This is a genomic window from Aliirhizobium sp. YIM B11859 (assembly GCF_057163345.1).
Map to the genome: position 1 here is coordinate 866494 of NZ_JBXHAY010000002.1, position 24554 is coordinate 891047.

Below are 24554 nucleotides of genomic sequence, written 5' to 3' on the forward strand. Positions count from 1 at the left end.
CAGTTAGCCTGAAAAGCGGGAGAGGATGAGTTGATGGAATTGCGTCTGAAGGAACGGCTCGGCCGGAAATTTGACGAGGAAATCCGTTTCTTCAAAGGCTGGATCGACGGACCGAAACAGGTCGGCGCGATCATGCCGACATCATCGATCACGGCAAAACGGATGGCGAGCGTCATCGACACCACATCGGGGCTTCCCGTTCTGGAACTCGGCCCCGGCACGGGCGTCATTACCAAGGCGATCCTGAAGGGCGGAACGGCAGCGCAGGATCTCGTCTCGATCGAATATTCGACCGATTTCTACCAGCATCTGGTCAAAACGTTCTCGGGCGTCAACTTTCTCAACGGCGACGCTTTCGACCTTGACCGGACACTTGGCGCCTTCAGGGAGCGGACCTTCGACTGCGTGATTTCTGCGATCCCGCTTCTGAGTTTCCCGATGGAACGGCGCATCGCACTGCTGGAAGACCTGCTGGATCGACTTCCCGCCGGCCGTCCGATGATGCAGATCACTTACGGACCGGTCTCGCCGATCATTGCCAATCCGGACCGCTACAAGATCAAACATTACGATTTTGTCGTGCGCAACATCCCGCCGGCACAGCTGTGGACTTATACGCGGGGCTAATTCATATGGCCGTCAATCGCCGGGTATAAGCGGGATCGATTTCGGCCCGCAGCGGAGTGCGATACGACATGACCTTCGGCCTCTACATCACCCATCCGCAAGTTCGCATCGATCCTGATGTGCCGGTGCCTTGTTGGGGCCTGTCGGAAACCGGCCGGGACCGCACTGAAAAAGCGGCGGCCCTGCCCTGGGCAAGGTCGCTCGGCCGGATCGTTTCGAGCAACGAGACCAAGGCGGTCGAGACGGCCGAGATCCTCACCACGGCTTGCGGCGTGACGATCGAGATCGTCGAGGGCATGTATGAAAACGATCGCTCGGCGACCGGTTTCCTACCACCGCCGCAATTCGAGGCTGCCGCCGACTGGTTTTTCGCCAATCCGACCGAGAGCTTCAAAGGCTGGGAACGTGCGGCGGATGCGCAAGTCCGTATCGTGTCGGCCGTCGAGGCCGTTCTTGCCGGGCACGACCCGGCCGTGCCCATTGCCTTTGTCGGACATGGCGGGGTCGGCACATTGCTGAAATGCCATTTGCGGCAGATCCCGATCTCCCGCAGCCAGGACCAGAAGGGCGGCGGGGGCAATCTCTTCCGCTTCACTCTTGCGGACCGGGCCGTCTCGTGCGACTGGACCCCGATTGAAACATGGCAGGGAGACTGAACAACATGCAAGCGCGTGACCGGCTGATCGTAGGCCTCGATATCCCGACCGTTTCCGAAGCTGAAACCATGGTCGCGACGCTGGGCGACACCGTATCCTTTTACAAGATCGGCTATCAGCTGGCCTTTGCCGGGGGGCTGGAATTTGCCCGCGACCTTGCCAAGGACGGCAAGAAGATCTTTCTCGACATGAAATTGCTCGACATCGACAACACCGTGGCGAAGGGCGTCGAAAACATCGCCAAGATGGGCATGACCATGCTGACGCTGCACGCCTATCCGAAGGCGATGCGCGCCGCCGTCGAGGCGGCCAGGGGTTCGGATCTCTGCCTTCTCGGCGTAACCGTGCTGACCTCGATGGATGCAGCGGACGTTACCGAGGCAGGTTACGCCCAGACGCCCGAACAACTGGTTCGTACCCGCGCTGCCCAGGCGCGCGAGGCCGGCATGGGCGGTATCGTCTGCTCGGCGGAAGAATCTGCGGCCGTGCGGGAAATCGTCGGCACCGACATGGCGGTCGTCACACCCGGCATCCGTCCGAAGGGATCCGACGCCGGCGACCAGAAACGCGTCGTCACGCCGGGCGACGCACTTCTCAACGGCTCGACCCATCTCGTCGTCGCCCGCCCGATCGTCAAGGCTGTCGATCCGAAGGCCGCGGCCGAAGCGATCCTCGCGGAAATGCGCCAGGCACTCTGGCCGGCCAACGACGCCTGATAAAAAGCGCCGGCAGATCTACCTGTTATTGGCGACCCGGTTGCGGGCGCCATCATCGACGATCAGGGCCGGCGAACCGCCGGGCAGCCGATTATCCATGACGATATTGTTGTTTGCACCATCGTCATGGTCGAGCCCGCCAAGCAGCATTTTCGGCTGGACGAGGCAATAGCTGTTGAAGACGCTGATCCCCTGGCGGCTGCCGATCCACACGGCCGGGCGCGCCACGGGGATATCATACTGGAAGGTGTTGCCGCTGACGATATTGCCCTGCGGCGACTGATGGCGGAGCGTGCCGCCCTCGCCGCAATTGCGGTAGAGATAGACGCCGCCGGTCAACGGATTGACGAAAGTGTTGTTCTCGATGCGATTGTTCGCGGAGCCGTCGACGGCAATCACTTCGCGCCCTTTGGTACTGGCCGCGAACATATTGCCAGTGATCACGTTGCGAGCGGATTCCGCATCGAGATAAACGACGGTGGAGCTCGCCTTGCCGGTGAAACGGGAGTTCTGCAGCGTCACAGCGGTGACACCCGGCGCAAGATATAGCGGTACGCCAACGCTTCCTGAAAATGTCAGATTGTCGAGCAGGATGCCGCTCGGTGCCGCGGCCTGGGCGCGTTGCGTATGACCATCCTTCATCGACGACGCCTTGACGTCCTTGCCCTGGCCATTGTTACCGAGCCCGACGATACGCAGGTCGCCCTTTATCTTGCAATTGCGGACTGCGATATCTGTCGGCACGTCCCACTTGCCATCGGAAACCTTGCGGGAGCGGATCAACACCGTTCTTTCCTTCGACGCGCTGCCGTCGATCGTCGCGCCATCGCAATCGAAGACCACGCCGGAAGCGCGGCTGCCAGAAAAGACGATACGGCGGGTGATCCTGTCGGTCGCGGCCAAAGAAACATCGCAGCGGATTTCGACGGGCTTTGCATCCTTGGCTCCGGGCGTACGCAACGTCTCCATCAGGTCCGGCGCACAAGCGGCTGCATCGGCCTGCGGTTCTCTTTCGATGACTTGCGGGAAAGTCGCATCGACGAGAGCGAGTGCGACAAGGAGTGCGTATCGCTTCATATTGACTTGCTCCCTGATTCGTCCAACTTCCAAGCATAGTCATAAGGAGGAGGAGATCTCATGACTAAAGCCTATTGGATTGCCCGGATGGATGTGCGGGACCCCGAGCGTTACAAGGATTATGTTGCGGCATCAAAGCTCGCTTTCGAAAAATACGATGCCCACTTTCTTGCGCGGGGTGGCACGATCACCGAACTCGAGGGCACTGCCCGTCACCGCAATGTGGTGATCGAATTCCCCACGATGCGGGCCGCACTCGATTGCTATAACTCACCGGAATATCAGATCGCCGCAAAAATCCGCCAGGAGGCCGCCGACGGCGAAATGGTAGTCGTCGAAGGCATTTAAGAGATCTGCACAGTCAAAAACCAAACACCGACTGCCCCGAAAGTTGTGGCGTCGAAAACCCTTCCACCGCCTTCGGGATTAAGCTAAGACCGAAGGACAAGAGACAGCTTTCGGGGCAGATAATGACCGTGAAAAACCTACCGCCGCTCGTCACCGTATTCGGAGGATCCGGTTTCGTCGGACGTCATGTTGTCAGCAAGCTCGTGAAACGCGGATACCGGGTGCGGGTCGCGGTACGCCGGCCCGATCTTGCCGGCTTTCTGTTGCCATCCGGATATGTCGGCCAGATTTCACTGGTCCAGGCCAATCTCCGCTATCCGCAATCGATCGATCGCGCCGTACAAGGTGCCACGCATGTGATCAATTGCGTCGGTATCCTGTTTGAAAGCGGGCGAAACACCTTCGACGCCATCCAGGAAACGGGCGCGCGTTCGGTTGCCGAGGCCGCCAAGAAAGCCGGCGCAAAGCTGACGCATATCTCGGCGATCGGCGCCGATGCCAACTCCGCTTCCTCCTATGCTCGCAGCAAGGGACGTGCGGAGGAGAGCATTCTCTCACTCATTCCCGACGCCGTGATTTTGCGCCCGTCGATCGTTTTTGGACCGGACGACAACTTCTTCAACAAGTTCGGCGAAATGGCACGCCGGCTCCCGTTCCTGCCGCTGATCGGTGGCGGCAAGACGAAGCTGCAGCCCGTTTACGTGGAAGATGTTGCCGAAGTGGTTAGCCGATCCGTCGATGGTGGCCTCACCGGCGGCAAGATCTACGAGCTCGGCGGCGCCGAAGTCATGACTTTCCGGGAATGTCTCGAGGCAGTCCTGCGGGTGACAAACCGCGACCGCGCGCTGATTTCGCTGCCATTCAGCATCGCCTCGATGATCGGCAGCATTGCCTCGATGATCCCGTTGGTGGCGCCGCCGCTTACGGCGGATCAGGTGGAATTGCTGAAGAGGGACAATGTCGTCTCCGACGCTGCCGTCAAGGAAGGCCGTACCCTTTGCGGTCTCGGCATACGGCCGGTTGTTCCGGGATCCGTGCTTGCATCCTACCTCGTTCGCTTCCGTCCGCACGGTCAATTCACCAATAGCGGCAAGGCGGCCTGACATCGGTTTTGCGCTTCCAGGCACTGCCCTTTCTCTGGGCAGTGCCTGGAAGCGCATGCGGTTTACGCAGAACAGCTTTAAGCCTGTGGCACAAAATCCTCACTGATCTACGCCTGTGCGTTAACCGCGGGTTTAGCAAAAACCTATATTGAATTCGTTGGGCGCGGCCAATAAACCGATGGCACACATTGGCTGGTAGCCAAAATCATCTCTTCTGAAAGGCGTCTTCATGGGCAAGCCTATAGCCCTTTTCTTTGCGTGCGCAGCACTCGTCATTCTTGCAGGCTCCTTCATGGCACCCCAGACAGCAGCCGGCGGCAAGTCGGATTGCGCACCGGCTTACGGCGTCGACCCCTGCGCCACGGCGTCCATTCGGCACTAATTCCGGCATTGCCTGCCTGACGGTCCAAAACGTTCAAGCATCGCAGCCTCAGCATATTTGGCCTGAAACGACCAAGACAAAAAAGGCGGAGCGCATATCGCGCTCCGCCTTTTCTATTGCCGATCGCGATATGGTGGCGACAGTAGTTGTTACTCAGGCAATGACGCCGGTCATGGCCATTCCGAGCAGGATCGCGCCAATGATGATGCGGTAGATCGCAAAAACGGTGAAGCGGTTGGTCTGGATGAAGGAGAGCAACCACTTGACGGCGATGAAAGCGACGACCGTCGAGGCAACGAAGGCAATGCCGAGCGAGGTCCAGTCCTCGTTTGCCGCACTACCATCCTTGAATGCCTTCAGCAGTTCGTAGCCGCTTGCCGCATACATTGTCGGGATGCCGACGAGAAAGGCAAATTCGGTGGCGGCCACGCGGCTACCGGTGCCGGCGAGCAGTGCGACGAAAATGGTCGATGCCGAGCGAGAAGTGCCGGGGAAAATACCGGCGACGATCTGGGCAATACCGACCAGAATGGCGACCAGCCAGGTGATCTTGGTGGAAGGCGGCCTTTTGGCGGCGGCCCATTCGGCGAAAATCATCCAGATACCGCCGATGATCAATGCCCAGGCGACGGGCGTCGCACTCGTTGGCAGTTCGAAACCAAGTTTCTTGACGATCAGGCCAAGGACGGCGGTGATGAGGAAAGCGACGATCAGCTTGGCGGCATAATCGCGGTTTTCGGGTTCACGCCAGCCGAGCAGCAGGTTCAGCAGGCGCCTCCAGTAGATAATCGTGACGGCGATAATCGCACCCGCCTGAATGACGATATTGAAGAGGTCTGAACGGTGGCCGAGCCATTGCTCCGCAATGATGAGATGCCCGGTGCTGGAAATAGGCAAGAACTCGGTGATCCCCTCGACAATGCCGAGCACGAGTGCGCTGATGATCGATTGATCCACTAATCTTAATCCTTTGCTGAGAAAATAGAGGCAGTTTGCAGCAGAATCTTCAGTCTATGGCAGCTCGCTTGTGTTGGCCCTACCAAATCCATATAGCTGACATATGTCAGGCGGACGCGGAAGCGGCCAGACTCATCCTTTTACCCTTTTTATCGAAGCCCACGTCCCGATGCCCACCCTCTATTATCACCCGATGTCGACTGCCTCGCGATTTGTACGCCTGATTTTGGCGGAATATGGATTTCAGGCGGATCTGGTCGAAGAACAGCCGTGGGAAAAGCGTCGGGAGTTCCTCAACCTCAATCCGGCGGCGACCCTGCCGGTTTATGTCGACGACAGCATGCGCGTGCTCTGCGGCCCTTCGGTGCTGATGGAATTTCTCGACGAGACCCATGGCGTGTTGAAGCGCGAACGCCGTCTTCTGGCAGAGGATCCATGGCATCGGGCGGAAATCCGCCGGCTGACCGAGTGGTTCCTGCAGAAGATGGAGCAGGACGTCACCCGGCCGCTGGCGCGCGAACGTGTCTTCAAGCTTCAGATGACAGCCGCGCAGGGTGGCGGTGCGCCTGACAGCAAGGCACTGCGCACCTCGCGTGCCAATATCCGCCAGCATATGAAATATCTCTCCTGGCTTGCAGGGTCCCGCCAGTGGCTTGCCGGCGAGCGTCTAAGCTATGCCGACCTCGCGGCCGCAGCCTCGATTTCCGTTCTCGACTATCTGGGCGAAATCGAATGGTCGGAGTTTCCGATCGCCAAGGACTGGTACCAGCGACTGAAATCGCGGCCATCCTTCCGCCCGATGCTTGCCGAGCGTATTCGCGGCCTCACTCCGGTCTCCCATTATGCGGACCTCGACTTTTAGCGCGGCAACCGGCGAAGATGACAAGGCGCTTCGCCGACGGCAGAAGCTGACAGCCTTCATCCGTGAAGAAGCGGTTGCCCAGGGTTTCGATCTCTGTCGCATCACACTGCCAGACAGCATACCGCGTGCGCCGGAACGGCTCGCCACCTTCCTCGACGACAGCCATCATGGCACGATGGAGTGGATGGCCGAAACACGCGAACGCCGCGCCGAGCCGAAATTGCTGTGGAGCGATGTCCGCTCGATCGTCATGTTCGGCCTGAATTACGGGCCGGACGAGGACCCGCGTTATCTGCAGGCGATGAAGGACAAGGCAGCGATCTCGGTCTACGCGCGCAACCGCGACTATCACGACGTCATCAAGGGGCGGTTGAAAGAGATCGCAACGCGGTTTGCGGCACGCGCCGGCGAGGACGTCAAAGTGTTCGTCGATACGGCGCCCGTCATGGAAAAACCGCTGGCGGAGGCAGCCGGTCTCGGCTGGCAGGGCAAACATACCAATCTCGTTAGCCGCAGCCATGGTTCGTGGCTGTTCCTCGGCAGCATGTTCACGACGGCCGATCTTGTCGTCGACGAGCGCGACGAGGATCATTGCGGCTCGTGCCGTGCTTGTCTCGATGCCTGCCCGACCGCAGCTTTCCCGGCACCCTACCGGCTGGATGCCAGGCGCTGCATCTCCTATCTGACGATCGAGCATAAAGGTCCGATCGACCCGGATATCCGGCCGTTGATCGGCAACCGCATCTATGGTTGTGACGACTGCCTGTCCGCCTGCCCCTGGAACAAGTTCGCGGCCAGCGCATCGGAAATGAAGCTGAAGGCGCGGGAGGATCTGAAGGAGCCGTCGATCGCCTTTCTATTGACGCTGGACGATCCGGCATTCCGCAGTTTTTTCAGCGGATCGCCGATCAAGCGCATCGGCCGTGACCGATTCGTCCGCAATGTGCTGATCGCCGCCGGCAATTCGGGCGAAGTCGGCTTTATTCCGCAATGTCGCATTCTGGCCGACGACCCCTCGCCCGTCGTGCGCGCAATGGCGGTCTGGGCGTTGAGGCGGCTGATGGACGATGACACGTTTGCCGCATTCGCGCGCGGCCGGATTGCCGATAATGATCCGGACGTGCAGTACGAATGGCAGATGGCAGGAGCAGACTTATGACGGTGATGATTTTCGGGTGCGGCTATTCGGGCAAGGCGATCGCCAAGGCCTTTGCGGCTGGCGGTTTTTCGGTCGCCGGCACCGTGCGCACACCGGAAGGCGCCGAAGCGCTGTCAACTCAGGGTATAAAGTCGTTCGTCTTCGATGGCAGCGGGTTCAGCGAACCACTGCTGGCGGCACTGGGAGATGTAACCCATCTCGTGCAATCGATCCCGCCCGGCAAGGACCACGACCCCTTGTTGAAACTCATATCGGGAAGGCTCGTGGCGCTTTGCCCGAAGCTCCAATGGATCGGCTATCTGTCGACCGTCGGCGTCTATGGCGATCATGGGGGCGGATGGGTGAACGAAGAAACGCCCGGGAGCCCGATCCTTGGCCGCTCGATCGAGCGCGTCGACACCGAAGAGGCGTGGGCCCAGGAAGGCCGGACGGTTGGCGTGCCGGTGGCGGCGCTGCGTCTCTCCGGCATCTACGGACCGGGCCGCAACGCCTTCGTCAACCTCAACCGCGGCACGGCCCGGCGTATTATAAAGCTGGATCAGGTGTTCAACCGCATCCGGGTCGAAGATATCGGTGCCGCTTGCCTGTTTCTCGCCAAGCGCAGCCTCGCCGGCATATATAATGTCACCGACGACGAACCGTGCCCACCACAGGACGTGGTGGTCGAGGCCGCCCGGCTGATGGGCGTCGAAGCGCCGCCGGAAATCGACTTCGACACGGCCGAAATGACCCCGATGGCCCGCTCCTTCTACGGTGCGAACAAGCGCGTCTCGAACGAAAAAATCCGTGCGCTAGGCTTCCTGTTCGGCTTCCCGAATTACCGTATATCCCTTGCCCAAATGTGGACGGACGGGTGCTGGAGCGAATGAAATTCTCATTTTGAAACGGTTGAATTTTCCATCCACACCCTATCTACGAGTTAATATTTCTTAAGGTGTGGGGCGGAGTGCCACATAATTTGTCCAACTTGGGCGAAAAACACCCTGCGACAACAAATTTTTTTCACGCGTTTTCGTGATCGACAGAGTCAACCGAGTCGGACTGGAACGTGGTTCCTCTTAGCAACTGATTCGTAAGGTTTTATTCCAAACTCCATTAGCCGGCTCGTTAAAAAGATCGATAGCAATGTAATCACGAATGTTACGTATTTTAACATTCCGTGATAACAAATCCCACTTTTTCGCCATTTTTGGCCTCGCCTAAGCCATTTGCACGCAACGTGCAGGGACTTAACGACGGGGACGACCGACTTGAAAATAGTTCGACGCCTAACTGCCGCGACAGCCGCCATCGCTGCTCTTGCGCTACTCGGCTCGGCGCAGGCCAATGCTGCGCCCGGATGTGGACACGCATCCTGGTATGCTCTCACCTCCAAAACCGCTTCCGGCGAGAGGATGAATGCTGCCAAACTGACCGCCGCACATCGCTCGCTGCCGTTTGGCACCAAAGTGCTGGTGACCAACAAGCGGAATGGCAAAAGCGTGATCGTGCGCATCAACGATCGTGGTCCGTTCATTCGCGGCCGCGTGCTGGATGTTTCCAAGGCTGCCGCCCAGGATATCGGCATGGTATCGTCGGGAACTGCACAGGTCTGTTTCCAGGTGGTTGCCGACACCCAGAAGATCGCCGGCAAGGGCCTGAAGGGTTTAGACGGTTAAATCGGACACGGGCCGTTTAAAGGTCCTGCTCTTGCCCTTCTGCCCGATCGCGTCTACGAGCACTGCCATACGGGTTCAACCGAGATGGAGTGTGACATGCGACTGGGCGGGCGAGTAGCCGGAGCGATCGAAGTTCTGGCCGATATCGAAGCACGCAAACGCCCGGTGGCGGATGCATTGAAGGATTGGGGCCTTGCCCATCGTTTCGCCGGTTCCGGCGATCGTGCGGCAATCGGCAACATCGTCTACGACGCGCTTCGCATGCGGCTTTCCCATGCCTGGCTGATGGACGACGAAAGCCCTGTCGCGCTTGCCTATTCGGTTCTGCTGCGGCAATGGGGTTTTACCATTGAGACGCTCGGCAGCGAATTCGCCGAAGACAAGTTCGCGCCCCCGGCACTGACCGACGCCCACATCGCCGCCTTTTCCGACCGAAATCTCGGCGATGCCCCCCTGCATGTGCAGGGCGACATTCCGGATTGGGTTCAGCCGTCCTTCGAGGCGAATTTCGGCGCGGACTGGCTGAAGGAAGCAAAAGCACTTGCCGACCGCCCGACGCTCGATCTTCGCGCCAATACGCTGAAGGCCAATCGCGACAAGGTGGTCAAGGCACTGGAGCGTTCCGCCGCAAAACCGGCAAGGATCGCCCGCAACGGCATTCGGATCGCGGCCGGAGAAGGCCCATCGCGCCTGCCGAACGTGACAGCCGAACTTTCCTTCCAGAAGGGCTGGTTCGAGGTCCAGGACGAAGGCTCGCAGATCGTCGCAGATCTTGTGCAGCCCGGCGAGCACGATCAGGTCCTCGACTATTGCGCCGGCGGCGGCGGCAAGACACTCGCCATGTCGGCCGCCATGCATAACAAAGGTCAGGTGCATGCCTATGACGCCGACCGCAAACGGCTGGCACCGATCATTGAGCGGTTGCGCCGCGCCGGTACCCGAAACGTCCAGGTCCATGACGATCCACGCCAGCTCGACGCGCTGAAGGACAAGCTCGATGCCGTCCTCGTCGATGCGCCCTGCACCGGCACCGGCACATGGCGCCGTCGCCCGGACACCAAATGGCGGCTGAACCAGAAGAACCTCGAAGAGCGTGTGGCACAGCAGCAGGAAGCGCTCACCGAAGCTGCCCGTTTCGTCAAACCCGGCGGCGCGCTGCTCTATGTCACCTGCTCGGTACTGCCGGAGGAAAATGACCGGCAGGTGGAGCGTTTCTGCGCAGACAATCCGCAGTTTTCGATCCTGCCCGTCGCCGGCGACTGGTCAAAGATCTTCGGCAGCGAAACTCCCCAGCCACGGGCGACCGATGCAGGCACGGTGACACTGACGCCGGCAAGCACCGATACGGACGGGTTCTTTTTCTGCAGGATGCAGCGCGAAATTTGACTTTCGTCAAATGTGATGACGGATCACAACCGTAGCTTGAAATCATTCTAAACTAGAATATTTGACACCACTTTTATTTCACGCCAAGAACTCTCAATGGCAACGTCGTGGGATCGACGCTGCAAAGGAGAGGGACATGAGCCGTAACACCCTGGTCGGCGCCGCTTTGGCGCTTTTTGCCGCTTCGTCGGTCTTCACGTCGATACCGGCACGCGCAGAAACTACACCCGAAGCCGTGTTGAAGCACTATGCCGAATTGGCGCATGCGAAATACGAGGATTCCCTGACGACGGCCGAAAAGCTCGACAAGGCGATCGACACGCTGATTGCCACACCGAGCGAAAAAACGCTGAAGGCGGCGAAGGCAGCTTGGATCGCCGCTCGTGTGCCTTATCAGCAGACCGAAGTCTATCGGTTCGGCAATCCGATCGTCGACGAATGGGAAGGCAAGGTGAATGCCTGGCCGCTCGACGAGGGTCTGATCGATTATGTCGACAAATCCTATGGCACCGAAAGCGATGAAAATGCGCTCTATACGGCCAATGTGATCGCCAATCCGAAGCTGAAGATCAACGGCGAAGAGATCGACTTCACCGAGATCACGCCGGAGAAGATCCGCGGTCTGCACGAAGCGGGCGAGATCGAGGCCAATGTGGCGACCGGTTACCATGCGATCGAGTTCCTGCTCTGGGGCCAGGATCTGAACGGAACCGGACCCGGCGCCGGCGACCGCCCTTATACAGACTATGACAAGGCGAAATGCACAGGTGGCAATTGCGACCGCCGCGCCGCCTATCTGAAGTCTGCCTCCACACTGCTGGTTTCCGACCTTCAGGACATGGTGACGGCGTGGGCGCCGGACGGCGAGGCGACGAAACATGTCGAGGCCGATCCGAAGGCCGGGCTCTCCGCAATCCTGACCGGCATGGGTTCCCTATCATATGGCGAACTTGCCGGTGAGCGCATGAAGCTCGGCCTGCTTCTCCACGATCCGGAAGAAGAGCATGATTGCTTCTCCGACAACACCTATGCATCGCATCTCAACGACGCGATCGGTATCAAGTCCGCCTATACGGGCCTTTACACCCGGGTTGACGGCAAGAAGATGAAAGGGCCGTCGCTATCCGACCTCGTCGTCGCCAAGGACAAGGCGCTCAACAAGGAAATTACGGGCAAGCTCGATGCGACGCTTGCGGCGATGAACGTGATGAAAAATCGTGCCCAGAAGGTCGAAGCTTATGACCAGATGATTGGCGAGAACAACACCAAGGGCAACGCGGTAGTGCAGAAGGCGATCGACGGGCTGATCGACCAGTCGAAGAGCATCGAACGTGTCATCGCGTCGCTGGACCTCGGCAAGATCGAGCTTGAAGGTTCCGACAGCCTCGATAATCCTGACGCTGTCTTTAAATAATCGAAGAAAAGGCGGGCCTCATTTTCGGGTGGGGCCCGATCACCCATGGGCGCTTTCAAAGCCTTTCCGTACCTGTCTGCAAGTCTTTGCGGCGCGCTCGTCTTGATGCCGCTGATTGCCACCGGCAGCGATGGCCATCTGCCAAACTCGCGTACCGACCTCAACCCGAAGGATTTGAAACGCGTCGAGCGCGTGACGAAATCGACGACCGATTTTTCCAAGGCGGAACAGTTCGAGACCATGTCCGGGGGCGCGGCGACGACGAAGGCAATCGTCAACGGCGACGCCTTTTCGCATTTTTCGCCCAATATAACCTTCGAGGAGGAGCAGACTTTCAAGCTCGGCAATGCGCTGTTCACCAAGCTTTGGGTCTCCGCCCCCTCCTCCACACAGGCCTCCGACGGGCTTGGGCCGCTATTTAATGCAAGAGCCTGCCAGAGCTGTCACCTGAAGGACGGCCGCGGGCATCCACCGGAAGCTTCGACGGATGCGACCTCGATGTTCCTGCGGCTGGCGCGCCCCGCCCGTAACGACCAGGAACGCGAGGCGATCGCCGGTTATCACAAGCTCAACTTCCCCGATGCCGTTTACGGCGAGCAATTTCAGGACCTTGCCGTCCCGGGCCTTTCCTCCGAAGGCAAGCTGGAAATTTCCTACCAGGAAATCCCGGTGACACTTGGCGATGGCGAAGTCGTCAGCCTGCGCAAACCGAGCTATTCCGTCACCAATCTCGGCTACGGTCCGCTCGAGGGCGACGTGACGCTGTCGCCGCGCATTGCACCGCCGATGATCGGCATGGGCCTGATCCAGGCGATACACGAGGCCGACATCCTCGCCAAGGCCGACCCGGACGACAAGAATGGCGACGGCATATCCGGCAAGGCAGCTTTGGTCCGAGATCACAGAACCGGAGAGCTCAAGCTCGGCCGTTTCGGCTTCAAGGCGCAAAATGGCTCGATCCGCGATCAGTCATCCGGCGCCTTTGCAGGCGATATCGGCATCTCGACACCTGACGACCCTTTTTCGCATGGCGACTGCACCAAGGCGCAGGCCGACTGTCTTGCGATGCCGACCGGTGTGCAGGAACGGCTCGGCCCTGTGGAGGCGCCCGATCCGGTTCTGTCGCTTGTCACCTTCTATTCGGAAAACCTTGCCGTGCCGGCCCGCCGGGATATCGACAATCCAGCCGTCCTGAAGGGCAAGGAAATGTTCTATTCGACCGGTTGCACGGCCTGCCACACGCCAAAATTCGTCACCCGCCGCGATGCTGGCAACAAGGCGCAGGCCTTCCAGCTGATCTGGCCCTATTCCGATTTCCTGCTGCATGACATGGGCGAAGGCCTCGCCGATGGCCAGCAGGTGGGGGTCGCCGACGGGCAGGAATGGCGCACCCAGCCGCTCTGGGGTATCGGCCTGACGAAAACGGTCAATGCCCATACGTTCTTCCTGCATGACGGGCGCGCCCGCAATCTCACCGAGGCGATCCTCTGGCATGGCGGAGAGGCGGAAGCTGCGCGCAGCGCTTTTGCCGCCATGGACAAACAGGATCGCACGGCCCTTCTCACCTTCCTGGAGTCTCTTTGATGCGAAAGATCGCTGTTATCGGCCTGATCGCGTTTTTGCCTGCGGCCCTTACCTCTCGGGCAGTGGCGCAGGAAGCGGATACGGCACCCACAGTCGACCTGCCTGCGGCAACCGTGACCAAGGTGATGACAGCGGCCATCGACGGCTTCATCCGTCCCGGCTACGAGGCATTGCAGACGTCTGCAGGAGAGATGGCGGCAACCGTTAAGACACTATGCAAGGCGCCGTCACCGGCCAGTTACGATGCAGCGAAAGCGGGTTTCGGCAAACTAGTCGCCAGCTGGGCGCATATCGAGATTGTCCGTACAGGCCCGGTTATCGAGCAAAACCGCTTCGAGCGCATCCTTTTCTACCCCGACCGCAAAAGCACCGGGCTGAAACAGGTGCAGGCAGTTCTTTCGAAATCCGACGAAACGGCAACCGACGCCAAGACGCTCGCAACCAAGAGTGTCGCGACGCAAGGTCTGGGTGCGCTGGAATATCTGCTATTCGGTTCAGGCGCAGATACGCTTAAAAGCGGAAATGACTTCCGTTGCCGTTACAGCGCCGCCGTTGCCGAGAATGTCGGCAATGTTGCCCGCGAGATCGCCGATATATGGGACGCGCCGGACGGAATTGCCCAAGCCTGGGAACAGCCCGGACCGGACAATCCGGTCTACCGAACCGGTGGCGAGGCCATCACCGGTCTGCTTGGCATCCTCGTCCACGGTGCGGAAACGGTGCGAGACCAACGGTTGGAAACCTTTTACAAGGGTGCCGACAAGGCAAAATTCCCCAAACAGGCGTTGTTCTGGCGTTCGCAGAATACCTGGCCGACGGTTGGAGCCAATCTCGACGGGCTGTCACAGCTGCTGGCAGTTTCCGGCATGGTCGAATTGCTTCCGGAAAAGGACCAGCCGATCGTGGCTGCGACCAGGGACAAGTTACAAGCGATGGTGGCACTTGCCGGCGAGGTTACGCCCGATCTCGAAAAGGCGGTGGAGGATCAGGGCGAGCGCAAGAAACTCGACATCCTGCTCGCGGATGGCAAGGACGTCATCGCCAAGCTGAATGACGGTTATGGTGGTGCAATCGGCCTGAGTTCCGGCTTCTCCTTCGCCGATGGGGACTGAGATGGCCTGGAAGGGCGAGACCATCGATCGCCGGGCATTCCTCAAGGCTGCCGGGATCGGCTTTGCGACAGCGCTTTCGCCCGGCTCCCTGCAGGCGCTGGAGCGCGCGGATGCCGTTTATGCCTCGGGCTTTCGCGCGCCTGACGGTTCCTTCGGTATCGCCACGGTTTCCGAACGCGGTGAGATTATCGACCGGGTGGCGCTGCCTGCCCGCGCGCATGGCATGGCCTATAGTGCTGCGACCGGCCGTGTCGTCGCCTTTGCGCGGCGTCCGGGCACGTTTGCGATGGTTTTCGATCCGTCACGACAGGTCGAGCCGATCGTCATCACCGCACCTGAAGGCCGGCACTTTTATGGACACGGCCATTTTTCGCCGGACGGGACGAGGCTTTACGCCAGCGAGAACGATTTCGACGGCAATCGCGGCATGATCGGGCTTTACGATGCGTGCGACCGGTTCCGGCGAGTCGGCGAGTTCGACGCCCATGGCATCGGCACCCACGACATGACGGTTTCGGATGATGGGTCCCTGCTCGTCATCGCCAATGGCGGGATCGAGACCCACCCGGATTTCGGCCGCACAAAGCTCAATCTCGATCATATGGAACCTTCGCTGGTGATGCTCGATGCCAGGACCGGGACGCTGATCCAGAAGCACAGGATGCCCTCATCGTTGAACCAGCTTTCCACGCGCCATCTCGACATTGCCGACAACGGCCGCATCTGGTTTGCCTGCCAGTGGGAGGGGGCGCGCAACGAAGCGCCACCGCTCGCCGGATGGTTTTCAAAGGGCGATGATATTGCACTGCTGCACCTGCCGGATGAAACCACGGCGCGACTTGCCAATTATGTCGGGGCGATTGCCGTCAACCGGCGCGACAATATCGTCGGCCTTACATCACCAGCCGGCGGCGCCTCGGTGATACTCGATGCCAAAACGGGCCTTGTCTTGCGCGAAGAAGCCGTCCGCGAGGCCGCCGGCGTTGCCCCCGCTATCCATGGTGTCGCGGTATCGTCCTATGACGGGCGGTTCAACGGAACCTTGAGCGAGGTTGGCTGGGATCAGCATATTGTCCGCATAACCTGAGCACCATGCCGGTAAATGACCTTTACTCGGCTTGTCATTACCTTAGGTTGATCAGCCATGCGCAAGATATTCAGCTTTGCCTTCTTCATCGCCGCTTGTGTCGCCATCGGGGCGCTCAGCAGTCTGGCGAATACACCGGGCGACTGGTACCAGTCGCTGCACAAACCATTCTTCCAGCCGCCTGACTGGATATTCGCGCCAGTCTGGGCCGGCCTTTACGTGATGATCGGCATTGCACTTGCCACGACATGGTTCGATGAAGGCAATAAGGGCCGTCTCATCGTCTTCGCAATTCAGGCGGTTCTGAACATTTCCTGGTCGCCGGCATTTTTCGGTTTGAAAAGTCCGATCCTCGGGCTTTTGATCATCGTGCCGATGCTGATCGCCATCCTTGCCTTCATCCGCATGAGCTGGCGACCCAACCTTCAGGCTGCCCTGCTTTTTTTGCCTTACGCCCTTTGGGTTGCCTTTGCCGCAGCACTCAACCTGTCGATCGTTCTTCTGAATTGACAATTGTCATTTTGTCGCGCTTGCCCATCGCTCGACAGCGTGCCAATTTCGCCTCTCCATAAGGGCAGGCCATGAAGATTACCGATCCAGGCGACTTTCACGAACGCATCCGGCGCAGTTTTGGCAAACAGAACGCCATGGAGATGCTCGGGGCCGAGCTCACGCGTATTCAGCAAGGCATGGTGGAGATCGAACTGCCCTTCGATCCGAAACTTACCCAGCAGCACGGTTTTCTGCATGGCGGGGTGATTTCGGCACCATTGGAGACGGCCTGTACTTATGCCGCCTATACGGTGATCGAACCGGAAGTCTCGTTGCTGACGATCGAGTTCAAGGTGAACCTGATGTCACCCGGCCGCGGCGAACGTTTTCTCTTTCGCGGCGAGATCACCAAGCCCGGCTCGACAATCATCGTTGCCGACGGCCGCGCTTATGCGATCGGCGACGGGCCGGCAAAGCTGATCGCATCGATGACCGCATCGATGATGGTCATCCGCAACCGACTGGATGTCGTCGAATGAGTTTCGAAATCAAGAATTTTGGCCAGCGCTCTGCACTGTTCGTCATGGCCGTCGATGCGGAATACGGTCCGCATCTGAAATCCCGCATCTCACCGTTGATGACAGGGGTCGGCCCTGTCGAGGCAGCGATCGTGCTATCGCATGCGCTGACAAAGCTGCAGGCGGAAGGCCGGCTGCCGGAGTTGATTGTGTCGCTCGGCTCGGCAGGCTCGCGAACGCTGGAGCAGGCAGAAGTCTACCAGGTTTCCTCCGTCGCCTATCGGGACATGGATGCCTCGCCGCTCGGTTTCGAGAAGGGCCGCACGCCGTTTCTCGACCATCCGGCAATCATGCCCTTGCCGCTCGTCATCCCCGGCGTGCCACAGGCTTCACTCTCCACCGGCGGCAATATCGTTTCCGGAGCAGCCTATGATCTTGCCGCCGCCGACATGGTGGACATGGAAACGTTTGCGGTGATGCGCTGCTGCCAATTGTTCGGGATCCCGCTGATCGGTCTGCGAGGCATTTCCGATGGGAAGGAAGAGTTGAAGCATGTCGATAACTGGACCGAATACCTGCACGTGATCGACGAGAAGCTGGCCATAGTCATCGACAGGTTGGCAAACGCCCTGGAAAGCGGCAATTTGGCATTCTGAGCAGTTGCAAAAATCGGGGTTCTTCATTAAAGGCTCGCCATGACCCAGATAGCTCATCCCGACAGCATCCTCATCATCGATTTCGGCAGCCAGGTGACGCAGTTGATTGCGCGCCGCATCCGCGAGGCGGGTGTCTATTGCGAAATCCATCCGTTCCAGAACGCCCAGGCGGCTTTCGACAAGCTGCAGCCGAAGGGCGTGATCTTTTCCGGTGGCCCGGCGTCGGTTACCACCGAAGGCAGCCCGCGCGCACCGCAGGTGGTGTTTGAGCATGGCGTACCGATCCTCGGCATCTGCTACGGCCAGCAAACCATGGCAACCCAGCTTGGCGGTGTCGTCGAAGGCGGCCATGCTGCAGAATTCGGCCGCGCCGATGTGGAGATCAAGAAAAACAGCCCGTTGTTCGACGGTTTCTGGGAAGTCGGTGGACGTTACCCTGTGTGGATGAGCCACGGCGACCGCGTGACCGAACTGCCGGAAGGTTTCGAAGTCATCGCCACATCGGAAAACGCTCCGTTTGCGATCGCGGCCGACGAAAGCCGCCACTATTATTCCACAATGTTCCATCCGGAAGTGGTGCATACGCCGGATGGCGCCAAGCTGCTGTCCAACTTCGTGCACAAGATCGTTGGCCTGAAATCCGACTGGACAATGGCTGCCTACCGCGCCGAAATGATCCGCAAGATCAAGGATCAGGTCGGCAGCGAGCGGGTCATCTGCGGCCTCTCGGGCGGCGTCGACTCGTCTGTTGCAGCCATCCTTATCCATGAAGCAATCGGCGATCAGCTGACCTGCATCTATGTCGACCACGGCCTGATGCGTCAGGGCGAGACGGAACAGGTCGTCGGCATGTTCCGCGACGCCTACAATATCCCGCTCGTCGCCGTGGATGCGTCGGAACTGTTCCTTGGGCAGCTCGAAGGCGTCACCGACCCGGAAGCAAAGCGCAAGACGATCGGCCGCCTGTTCATCGAAGTGTTCGAGGCGGAAGCCGCCAAGATCGCTGCAGATGGCAAGGGCGCTCCAAAATTCCTCGCTCAGGGCACGCTCTATCCCGACGTCATCGAGAGCGTTTCGTTCTCCGGCGGTCCGTCCGTCACGATCAAGAGCCACCACAATGTCGGCGGCCTTCCCGAGCGGATGAACATGCAGCTGGTCGAACCACTGCGAGAACTGTTCAAGGACGAAGTGCGCGCACTCGGCCGCGAACTCGGCCTGCCGGAAAGCTTCATCGGCCGCCATCCGTTCCCAGGTCCGGGTCTCGCTATCCGCTGCCCGGGCGGCATCACCCGCGAAAAGCTCGACATCCTGCGCAAGGCGGATGCGATCTATCTCGACGAAATCCGCAAGGCCGGTCTCTACGACACGATCTGGCAGGCTTTTGCCGTGCTGCTTCCGGTTCAGACCGTCGGCGTGATGGGCGATTACCGCACCTATGATTTCGTCTGTGCTCTTCGAGCCGTGACCTCGGTCGACGGCATGACGGCGGATTTTTATCCGTATGACATGAATTTCCTCGGCCGTGCGGCAACCCGCATCATCAACGAGGTGCGCGGCATCAACCGGGTCGTCTACGACGTGACGTCGAAGCCGCCCGGCACGATCGAGTGGGAATAAGCTGACCAACGGATCGGCGCGCTTGAGACATGGCGCGCCGGTGGTTTAATCTTGCCACGGAGATGGCATTTGCGCTGCGCTTGATGCCCGGCGAAACGCGGGCTTTTACCAAAGCATTTCCGACTTTCTTCGAAACGCGAAACTGCTCCATCTTTGTGTTTCTACGCAATTCCGGACGCAAAACCGGTTCCCAGTTTTGCTGGAATTGATTTAAGGCTCGGAAGAAAGACCGTTCAGAAAACGATCAGCTTGAAGGTCTAGGGTTGCGGCTCGGTCGCATCTGTGGATGGATAGGATACCCGATAGACAATCGAGCCTGCCATATCACGGTATCTTCATAAACCTCGGATTGCCTCCCAAGCTCTGGATCTTCTCACATGCTTCACCGCCTCTATGACTGGACGATGGCGCTCAGCGCCCGGAAATCTGCGGAAATATGGCTCGCTGTCATCGCCTTTGTGGAAAGTTCGGTCTTTCTGGTGCCGGCCGACGTGCTTTTCCTGCCGATGGCGCTGGCACGGCCGGAACGTGCCTGGCGTTATGCGCTGATCGCGACGGTGTTTTCGGTGCTCGGCGGCATTGCGGGCTGGTGGATCGGTTATTTCGCCTTCGACGCGATCGCCGTTCCGATCCTGGAATTCTGGGGCAAGCTCGACACGTTCAACCAACTGAAGGATGGCATCACCTACGAAGCGATCCTGCTGATGCTGGTGACATCGGGGTTTGCGCATCTGCCGCCGATCAAGGTCGTGACGATCCTGTCGGGTGTCGTACATGTCGACATCTGGCTGTTCATCGCCTCGGCGCTGGTTATGCGTGGAGCACGCTTCTTCCTGCTTGCCTGGCTGCTGCGCCGTTATGGCGAGGATATCCGGCATTTCATCGAAAAGCGGCTTGGAAAGATCGCCATGATCGGGGCGGCCGTGCTGATTGCGGCGTTTGCCGGCTACAAGCTACTAGCGCATTGAGAACTAAAACAGGGATTGTTGTACCGGTTCGGCTGGCGTGAGGTTGATACCTTCAAGCACCAGCATGCGCGCCTTGGAAACCGATCCGCCAGGCGCAGAAAAACCGCCGATCTTGCCGCCGGCGGCCAGAACGCGATGGCAGGGGATGATCAGCGCAACCGGATTTTTTGCCATTGCCTGGCCGACATCCCGCGCAACTTCCGGGCCGAAACCGAGTTCTCTGGCGATTGTGCCGTAAGTTGTCGTATGCCCCCAGCCGACACGACGGGCAGCGGTGTAGATGTTGCGGAAAAAATCGTCCTGGTCGTCCAGATCGAGGCGGATATCCGAGAAGTCGACCCGCTGTCCGGCGAAATAACGCTTCACCAGATCGATCACCTGCTGCACATCGGCGGTAGGCGTCGATTTTTGCGCACCGGATAACCGGCGCAGCATGAGTTTTTCGGTGGAGGTTTCGCTGTCGGTCGGCAGCTGGAATCGGGTAATCCCCGCTTCGTTCCAGGCTATGGCGCAAAAGCCGCCACCGGTCTCGAATACGATGTAGCGCTGCTCTGCCAAGATGACCTCCGTCGATACCCGCAGAGGATGATCTCTTGGCCGAATATCTTCAACCCGTTTCTTGCGAACCGCTTGGGTTTATCGCATGGGCATGCAGAACGAAGATAACTGGCGTCTTCCGGGAACCGCCGCTTGATGGCGGTTCCGGCGGTCAGGCCTGATCAACCGATGCGATCGAAAGCGCGGGGATCGATACCGAGCGTGTCCAGATCGCTGCTCTTCGGGCGGCGATGGTTTTCGACGGCGGCAGAAGCAGAAACTGCGGCACCGAAGATGGCGAATGCACGGCTGAAGCGGCTACCACGGTTTTTGGTCTGGGCGGACATGACGATCAACTCCTTTTCTAACGACTAATATATGCGCTCTGGCCGGATTTTTCACAACGCATGCGCGCACAGGTCAGCCATGCAGACTTGGCATGTCCTCAATTGATCTGGCTCATTGGCTTGCCATCGCCGATATGCTGTTGCTATCCCTTCGCCGATAAGAGGAGGACTTAATGGCGACGACCATTTACGGCATCAAGAACTGCGACACGATGAAGAAGGCCCGCTCCTGGCTGGACCATAGAGATGGCGACTACAGGTTCCACGACTACAAGGCTTCGGGCATAGACCGCGCCCACCTGGAGGACTGGGTCGACAAGGCGGGCTGGGAAATCGTTCTCAATCGCGCCGGTACGACATTCAAGAAGCTCGACGAGGCTGATCGGCAGAATATCGACCGCGCGAAGGCAATCGAGCTGATGTTGGCGCAGCCATCGATGATCAAGCGGCCGGTGCTCGAAGTGGACGGCAAGCTGGTCGTCGGCTTCAAACCGGAGATTTACGAAGACGCTTTCAGGACCGGCTGATCCATGTCCAAGACGACACGCGCAACCCAAACACTCGACAAGCTGAAGATCACCTTCACCACCGTCGCCTATGAGTACGATCCCAATGCCGAGCGGATCGGCATGCAGGCGGCGGAAGCGATCGGTGAAGAGCCACGGCGCGTGCTGAAGACGTTGATGGCCGACGTGGATGGAAAGGCGGTCTGTGTCGTCGTACCTTCCGACCACGAAGTGTCGATGAAGAAACTCGCCTCCGCCTTTGGAGGGAAATCGGCACATATGATGAAGCCCGCCGATGCCGAGCGGATGACCGGCTACCATGTCGGCGGCATCAGTCCGCTGGGGCAGAAAAAGCTGGTGCCGACGGCAATCGAGATTACCGCACTCGACGAACCCCATATCTTCATCAATGGTGGCCAGCGCGGTCTGCAGATACGGCTTGCGCCCAAGGATGCGCAGGCAGCGCTGAAGGCGATCGCCGTATCGCTGATTGCCTGAGAGGCTTAGAAAGCGGAGATAACAGGCATGATCGAGACCTTACGCATCCTCACTCCCGCACCGGGCATCCATGCCTATTACGACGGGCGGATCGCCGGCAGGCGGTTGCATGGCGAAAACCCCAACTGGCTGGACGACGGCGCGTATTCGCTCGGCATCGCCTCCTACGCGATCGTCGATGGCGACGAGGCACTGATCTTCGACACGCATATATCGCTCGATCACGCCCGCGCCATCCGCGACCATGTGGAAAGCCTGGGGGCAAAACATATCCGGGTGGTGCTGAGCCACTGGCATGACGATCATATCGCCGGCAATGCAGTGTTTGCCGATTGTGAAATCATTGCGCTCGAGCTCACCGCCCAACGGCTGACTGAAAACCGTGCCAAGATCGAGGCGGCCGATCCGCCGATCTCGCCGCTGGTGATGCCGACGAAACTGTTCAACGACAGGCTCGATCTTTCGGTCGGCGGCCGGCGGGTGGAGCTGCATCACTTTGCCATTCACAGCGCCGACGGCAACGTCATCTGGCTGCCGGACGAGGGCCTGATGCTGGCGGGCGACACGCTGGAAGATACGATCACCTATATTTCCGAAGCAGCCGAGATCGACACGCATATCAGCGAGCTCGACCGGATGGCCGGCTTTTCGATCGACAAAATTCTGCCGGCGCATGGCGATCCGCACCGCATTGCGGCCGGCGGTTACCACGGATCTCTGATTGCTGCGAACCGCTCCTATCTCGCGCGATTGTCGGCTGCGGTTGCTTCAGGCGAAGATGTCGACCCATCGCTCAGGTCCTTCATCGCAGAAGATATCGCATCCGGCGCATCGGTCTATTTCGAGCCCTATGAAGCCGTGCATGCGAACAACATCGCTGCGGTCAAATCCGTCTCCGGCAAGTGAGCCTGTCTCTGCACCTCGCGCATATCGCAGCCGTTGGCCTTCAATTTTGCTTCAAAGCTCTCTAAGTCTTGGACAGGACAAGAAATCAAAGAGGCCTGCCATGACCATCGTGCCGAACTTCCAGAATGCCATTGATCCGATCAAGCTCGAAAAGCTCGGTGAAGTCGCGGTGAAGGTGGGGCTCGGGCTCGAAAAGGGCCAGGACCTGGTGATCACCGCACCGATCGCCGCACTGCCGCTCGTGCGCTTTATCACCAAACACGCCTATATGGCGGGTGCCGGCATCGTCACGGCGTTTTATTCCGATGAGGAAACCACGCTCGCCCGCTACCGGCATGCCCCGGATACGAGCTTCGACAAGGCTTCGGGTTGGCTCTACGAGGGCATGGCCAAGGCATATGAAAACGGCGCGGCGCGGCTTGCGATCGCCGGCGACAACCCGATGCTTCTATCCGCACAGGACCCGTCCAAGGTCGCACGCGCCAACAAGGCCAATTCGATGGCCTATAAACCGGCGCTGGAAAAGATCGCCAATTTCGACATCAACTGGAATATCGTCTCCTATCCGAACCCGTCCTGGGCAAAACAGGTTTTTCCTGATCTGCCGGAAGAGGCCGCGGTCGCCAGGCTGGCAGACGCGATCTTCGCTGCATCACGCGTCGATCTCGCCGATCCGGTTGCCGCCTGGGCCGCGCACAATGCCAATCTGAAGACCCGTTCGACCTGGCTGAACGGCGAGCGGTTTGCGGCATTGCATTTCACCGGTCCGGGAACAGATCTGACCGTCGGTCTGGCGGATGGCCACGAATGGCATGGCGGCGCCTCGATGGCGAAAAACGGCATCATCTGCAATCCGAACATCCCGACCGAGGAAGTGTTTACCACGCCGCATGCACTGAAAGTCGAGGGCCATGTGTCGAGCACCAAGCCACTGTCGCATCAGGGAACGCTGATCGACGATATCCAGGTGCGTTTCGAGGGCGGCCGTATCGTCGAGGCCAAGGCGTCGAAGGGCGAGGAGGTCCTGAACAAGGTTCTGGATACGGATGAAGGCGCGCGCCGGCTCGGTGAAGTGGCACTGGTACCGCATTCGTCGCCGATCTCGGCCAGCGGCATCCTGTTCTACAACACGCTGTTTGATGAAAATGCCTCATGCCACATCGCGCTCGGCCAGTGCTATTCGAAGTGCTTCATCGACGGCGCATCGCTGACGCAGGAGCAGATCAAGGCTCAGGGCGGAAACTCCTCGCTCATCCATATCGACTGGATGATCGGGTCCGACAAGGTCGATATCGACGGCATCCGCGCGGATGGTTCGACGGTTCCCGTCATGCGCAAGGGAGAGTGGGCTTAAAGCCCACTCCAGCCCCCCCGACAGATC

27 protein-coding genes are annotated in these 24554 nt (G+C 59.4%); 23 read left to right on the forward strand and 4 right to left on the reverse strand.

The window, feature by feature from the left end:
• Positions 1 to 33: 33 nt before the first annotated feature.
• The 3 genes from pmtA (at position 34) to pyrF (ending at position 1999) form a co-directional block, all read left to right on the forward strand.
• A complete protein-coding gene (pmtA, locus tag AC2GXZ_RS10400) occupies positions 34 to 627 on the forward strand; it encodes a phospholipid N-methyltransferase PmtA (RefSeq protein ID WP_483759070.1) in 594 nt (197 codons plus the stop codon).
• Positions 628 to 695: 68 nt separating this feature from the next.
• Positions 696 to 1283: a histidine phosphatase family protein gene (locus AC2GXZ_RS10405; RefSeq protein ID WP_483759071.1), complete on the forward strand. Its 588-nt coding sequence runs from the start codon at positions 696 to 698 to the stop codon at positions 1281 to 1283.
• 5 nt (positions 1284 to 1288) lie between these two features.
• Positions 1289 to 1999, forward strand: a complete 711-nt coding sequence (gene pyrF, locus AC2GXZ_RS10410) for an orotidine-5'-phosphate decarboxylase (protein ID WP_483759072.1) — start codon at positions 1289 to 1291, stop codon at positions 1997 to 1999.
• A gap of 18 nt (positions 2000 to 2017) precedes the next feature.
• On the opposite strand, the gene AC2GXZ_RS10415 is transcribed toward pyrF, so the two are convergent.
• A complete protein-coding gene (locus AC2GXZ_RS10415) occupies positions 2018 to 3076 on the reverse strand; it encodes a right-handed parallel beta-helix repeat-containing protein (protein WP_483759073.1) in 1059 nt (352 codons plus the stop codon).
• A gap of 60 nt (positions 3077 to 3136) precedes the next feature.
• Here AC2GXZ_RS10415 and AC2GXZ_RS10420 point away from each other — a divergent pair, with 60 nt between their 5' ends.
• The gene (locus AC2GXZ_RS10420) at positions 3137 to 3424 is read left to right on the forward strand and encodes a DUF1330 domain-containing protein (RefSeq protein WP_483759074.1); all 288 of its coding nucleotides are present in this window, start codon (positions 3137 to 3139) and stop codon (positions 3422 to 3424) included.
• 122 nt (positions 3425 to 3546) lie between these two features.
• Positions 3547 to 4527: a complex I NDUFA9 subunit family protein gene (locus AC2GXZ_RS10425; RefSeq protein ID WP_483759075.1), complete on the forward strand. Its 981-nt coding sequence runs from the start codon at positions 3547 to 3549 to the stop codon at positions 4525 to 4527.
• Positions 4528 to 5062: 535 nt separating this feature from the next.
• Here AC2GXZ_RS10425 and AC2GXZ_RS10430 read toward each other — a convergent pair.
• On the reverse strand, positions 5063 to 5866 hold the full coding sequence (locus tag AC2GXZ_RS10430) for an undecaprenyl-diphosphate phosphatase (RefSeq protein ID WP_483759076.1): 804 nt from the start codon (positions 5864 to 5866) through the stop codon (positions 5063 to 5065).
• Between the two features lie 169 nt (positions 5867 to 6035).
• Between AC2GXZ_RS10430 and AC2GXZ_RS10435 the strand changes: the two genes are divergently transcribed.
• From AC2GXZ_RS10435 to AC2GXZ_RS10500, 14 genes are all read left to right on the forward strand, one after another.
• Positions 6036 to 6728, forward strand: coding sequence for a glutathione S-transferase family protein (locus AC2GXZ_RS10435; protein WP_483759077.1), 693 nt, complete (start codon positions 6036 to 6038; stop codon positions 6726 to 6728).
• Positions 6709 to 7887: a tRNA epoxyqueuosine(34) reductase QueG gene (gene queG / locus AC2GXZ_RS10440; protein WP_483759078.1), complete on the forward strand. Its 1179-nt coding sequence runs from the start codon at positions 6709 to 6711 to the stop codon at positions 7885 to 7887. The genes AC2GXZ_RS10435 and queG overlap by 20 nt, the downstream gene beginning before the upstream one ends.
• On the forward strand, positions 7884 to 8756 hold the full coding sequence (locus AC2GXZ_RS10445; protein WP_483759079.1) for an SDR family oxidoreductase: 873 nt from the start codon (positions 7884 to 7886) through the stop codon (positions 8754 to 8756). Before queG ends, AC2GXZ_RS10445 begins: the two co-directional genes overlap by 4 nt.
• A 381-nt stretch (positions 8757 to 9137) precedes the next feature.
• Positions 9138 to 9545 carry a septal ring lytic transglycosylase RlpA family protein gene (locus AC2GXZ_RS10450; RefSeq protein ID WP_483759080.1) on the forward strand — a complete coding sequence of 136 codons (408 nt, stop codon included), beginning with the start codon at positions 9138 to 9140 and terminating at the stop codon, positions 9543 to 9545.
• 96 nt (positions 9546 to 9641) lie between these two features.
• Positions 9642 to 10931, forward strand: coding sequence for an RsmB/NOP family class I SAM-dependent RNA methyltransferase (locus AC2GXZ_RS10455; RefSeq protein WP_483759081.1), 1290 nt, complete (start codon positions 9642 to 9644; stop codon positions 10929 to 10931).
• 136 nt (positions 10932 to 11067) lie between these two features.
• Positions 11068 to 12345, forward strand: coding sequence for an imelysin family protein (locus tag AC2GXZ_RS10460; RefSeq protein ID WP_483759082.1), 1278 nt, complete (start codon positions 11068 to 11070; stop codon positions 12343 to 12345).
• Between the two features lie 45 nt (positions 12346 to 12390).
• Positions 12391 to 13929: a di-heme oxidoreductase family protein gene (locus tag AC2GXZ_RS10465; RefSeq protein WP_483759083.1), complete on the forward strand. Its 1539-nt coding sequence runs from the start codon at positions 12391 to 12393 to the stop codon at positions 13927 to 13929.
• The gene (locus AC2GXZ_RS10470) at positions 13929 to 15041 is read left to right on the forward strand and encodes an imelysin family protein (RefSeq protein WP_483759084.1); all 1113 of its coding nucleotides are present in this window, start codon (positions 13929 to 13931) and stop codon (positions 15039 to 15041) included. The genes AC2GXZ_RS10465 and AC2GXZ_RS10470 overlap by 1 nt, the downstream gene beginning before the upstream one ends.
• A gap of 1 nt (position 15042) precedes the next feature.
• The gene (locus AC2GXZ_RS10475; protein ID WP_483759085.1) at positions 15043 to 16128 is read left to right on the forward strand and encodes a DUF1513 domain-containing protein; all 1086 of its coding nucleotides are present in this window, start codon (positions 15043 to 15045) and stop codon (positions 16126 to 16128) included.
• Between the two features lie 57 nt (positions 16129 to 16185).
• Positions 16186 to 16638, forward strand: coding sequence for a TspO/MBR family protein (locus AC2GXZ_RS10480; protein WP_483759086.1), 453 nt, complete (start codon positions 16186 to 16188; stop codon positions 16636 to 16638).
• A gap of 71 nt (positions 16639 to 16709) precedes the next feature.
• A complete protein-coding gene (locus tag AC2GXZ_RS10485) occupies positions 16710 to 17159 on the forward strand; it encodes a PaaI family thioesterase (RefSeq protein ID WP_483759087.1) in 450 nt (149 codons plus the stop codon).
• Positions 17156 to 17794 (forward strand): 5'-methylthioadenosine/S-adenosylhomocysteine nucleosidase, encoded by a 639-nt coding sequence (locus AC2GXZ_RS10490; protein WP_483759088.1) that lies wholly within the window; start codon positions 17156 to 17158, stop codon positions 17792 to 17794. The genes AC2GXZ_RS10485 and AC2GXZ_RS10490 overlap by 4 nt, the downstream gene beginning before the upstream one ends.
• A 39-nt stretch (positions 17795 to 17833) precedes the next feature.
• Entirely contained in the window at positions 17834 to 19411 is a 1578-nt protein-coding gene (guaA, locus tag AC2GXZ_RS10495) for a glutamine-hydrolyzing GMP synthase (protein WP_483759089.1), read from the forward strand.
• A 377-nt stretch (positions 19412 to 19788) separates the two neighbouring features.
• Positions 19789 to 20379 carry a YqaA family protein gene (locus AC2GXZ_RS10500; protein ID WP_483759090.1) on the forward strand — a complete coding sequence of 197 codons (591 nt, stop codon included), beginning with the start codon at positions 19789 to 19791 and terminating at the stop codon, positions 20377 to 20379.
• 3 nt (positions 20380 to 20382) lie between these two features.
• Here the strand turns inward: AC2GXZ_RS10500 and AC2GXZ_RS10505 are convergent, their stop codons facing one another.
• Entirely contained in the window at positions 20383 to 20937 is a 555-nt protein-coding gene (locus tag AC2GXZ_RS10505) for a methylated-DNA--[protein]-cysteine S-methyltransferase (protein ID WP_483759091.1), read from the reverse strand.
• Positions 20938 to 21098: 161 nt separating this feature from the next.
• Positions 21099 to 21263, reverse strand: a complete 165-nt coding sequence (locus AC2GXZ_RS10510) for a hypothetical protein (RefSeq protein WP_483759092.1) — start codon at positions 21261 to 21263, stop codon at positions 21099 to 21101.
• Positions 21264 to 21436: 173 nt separating this feature from the next.
• Here AC2GXZ_RS10510 and AC2GXZ_RS10515 point away from each other — a divergent pair, with 173 nt between their 5' ends.
• The 4 genes from AC2GXZ_RS10515 (at position 21437) to AC2GXZ_RS10530 (ending at position 24527) form a co-directional block, all read left to right on the forward strand.
• Positions 21437 to 21790, forward strand: a complete 354-nt coding sequence (locus AC2GXZ_RS10515) for an ArsC family reductase (RefSeq protein WP_483759093.1) — start codon at positions 21437 to 21439, stop codon at positions 21788 to 21790.
• A 3-nt stretch (positions 21791 to 21793) separates the two neighbouring features.
• The gene (gene ybaK / locus AC2GXZ_RS10520) at positions 21794 to 22267 is read left to right on the forward strand and encodes a Cys-tRNA(Pro) deacylase (RefSeq protein ID WP_483759094.1); all 474 of its coding nucleotides are present in this window, start codon (positions 21794 to 21796) and stop codon (positions 22265 to 22267) included.
• Between the two features lie 27 nt (positions 22268 to 22294).
• Positions 22295 to 23173, forward strand: a complete 879-nt coding sequence (locus tag AC2GXZ_RS10525) for an MBL fold metallo-hydrolase (protein ID WP_483759095.1) — start codon at positions 22295 to 22297, stop codon at positions 23171 to 23173.
• Positions 23174 to 23273: 100 nt separating this feature from the next.
• Positions 23274 to 24527: an aminopeptidase gene (locus AC2GXZ_RS10530; protein WP_483759096.1), complete on the forward strand. Its 1254-nt coding sequence runs from the start codon at positions 23274 to 23276 to the stop codon at positions 24525 to 24527.
• Positions 24528 to 24554: the final 27 nt, after the last annotated feature.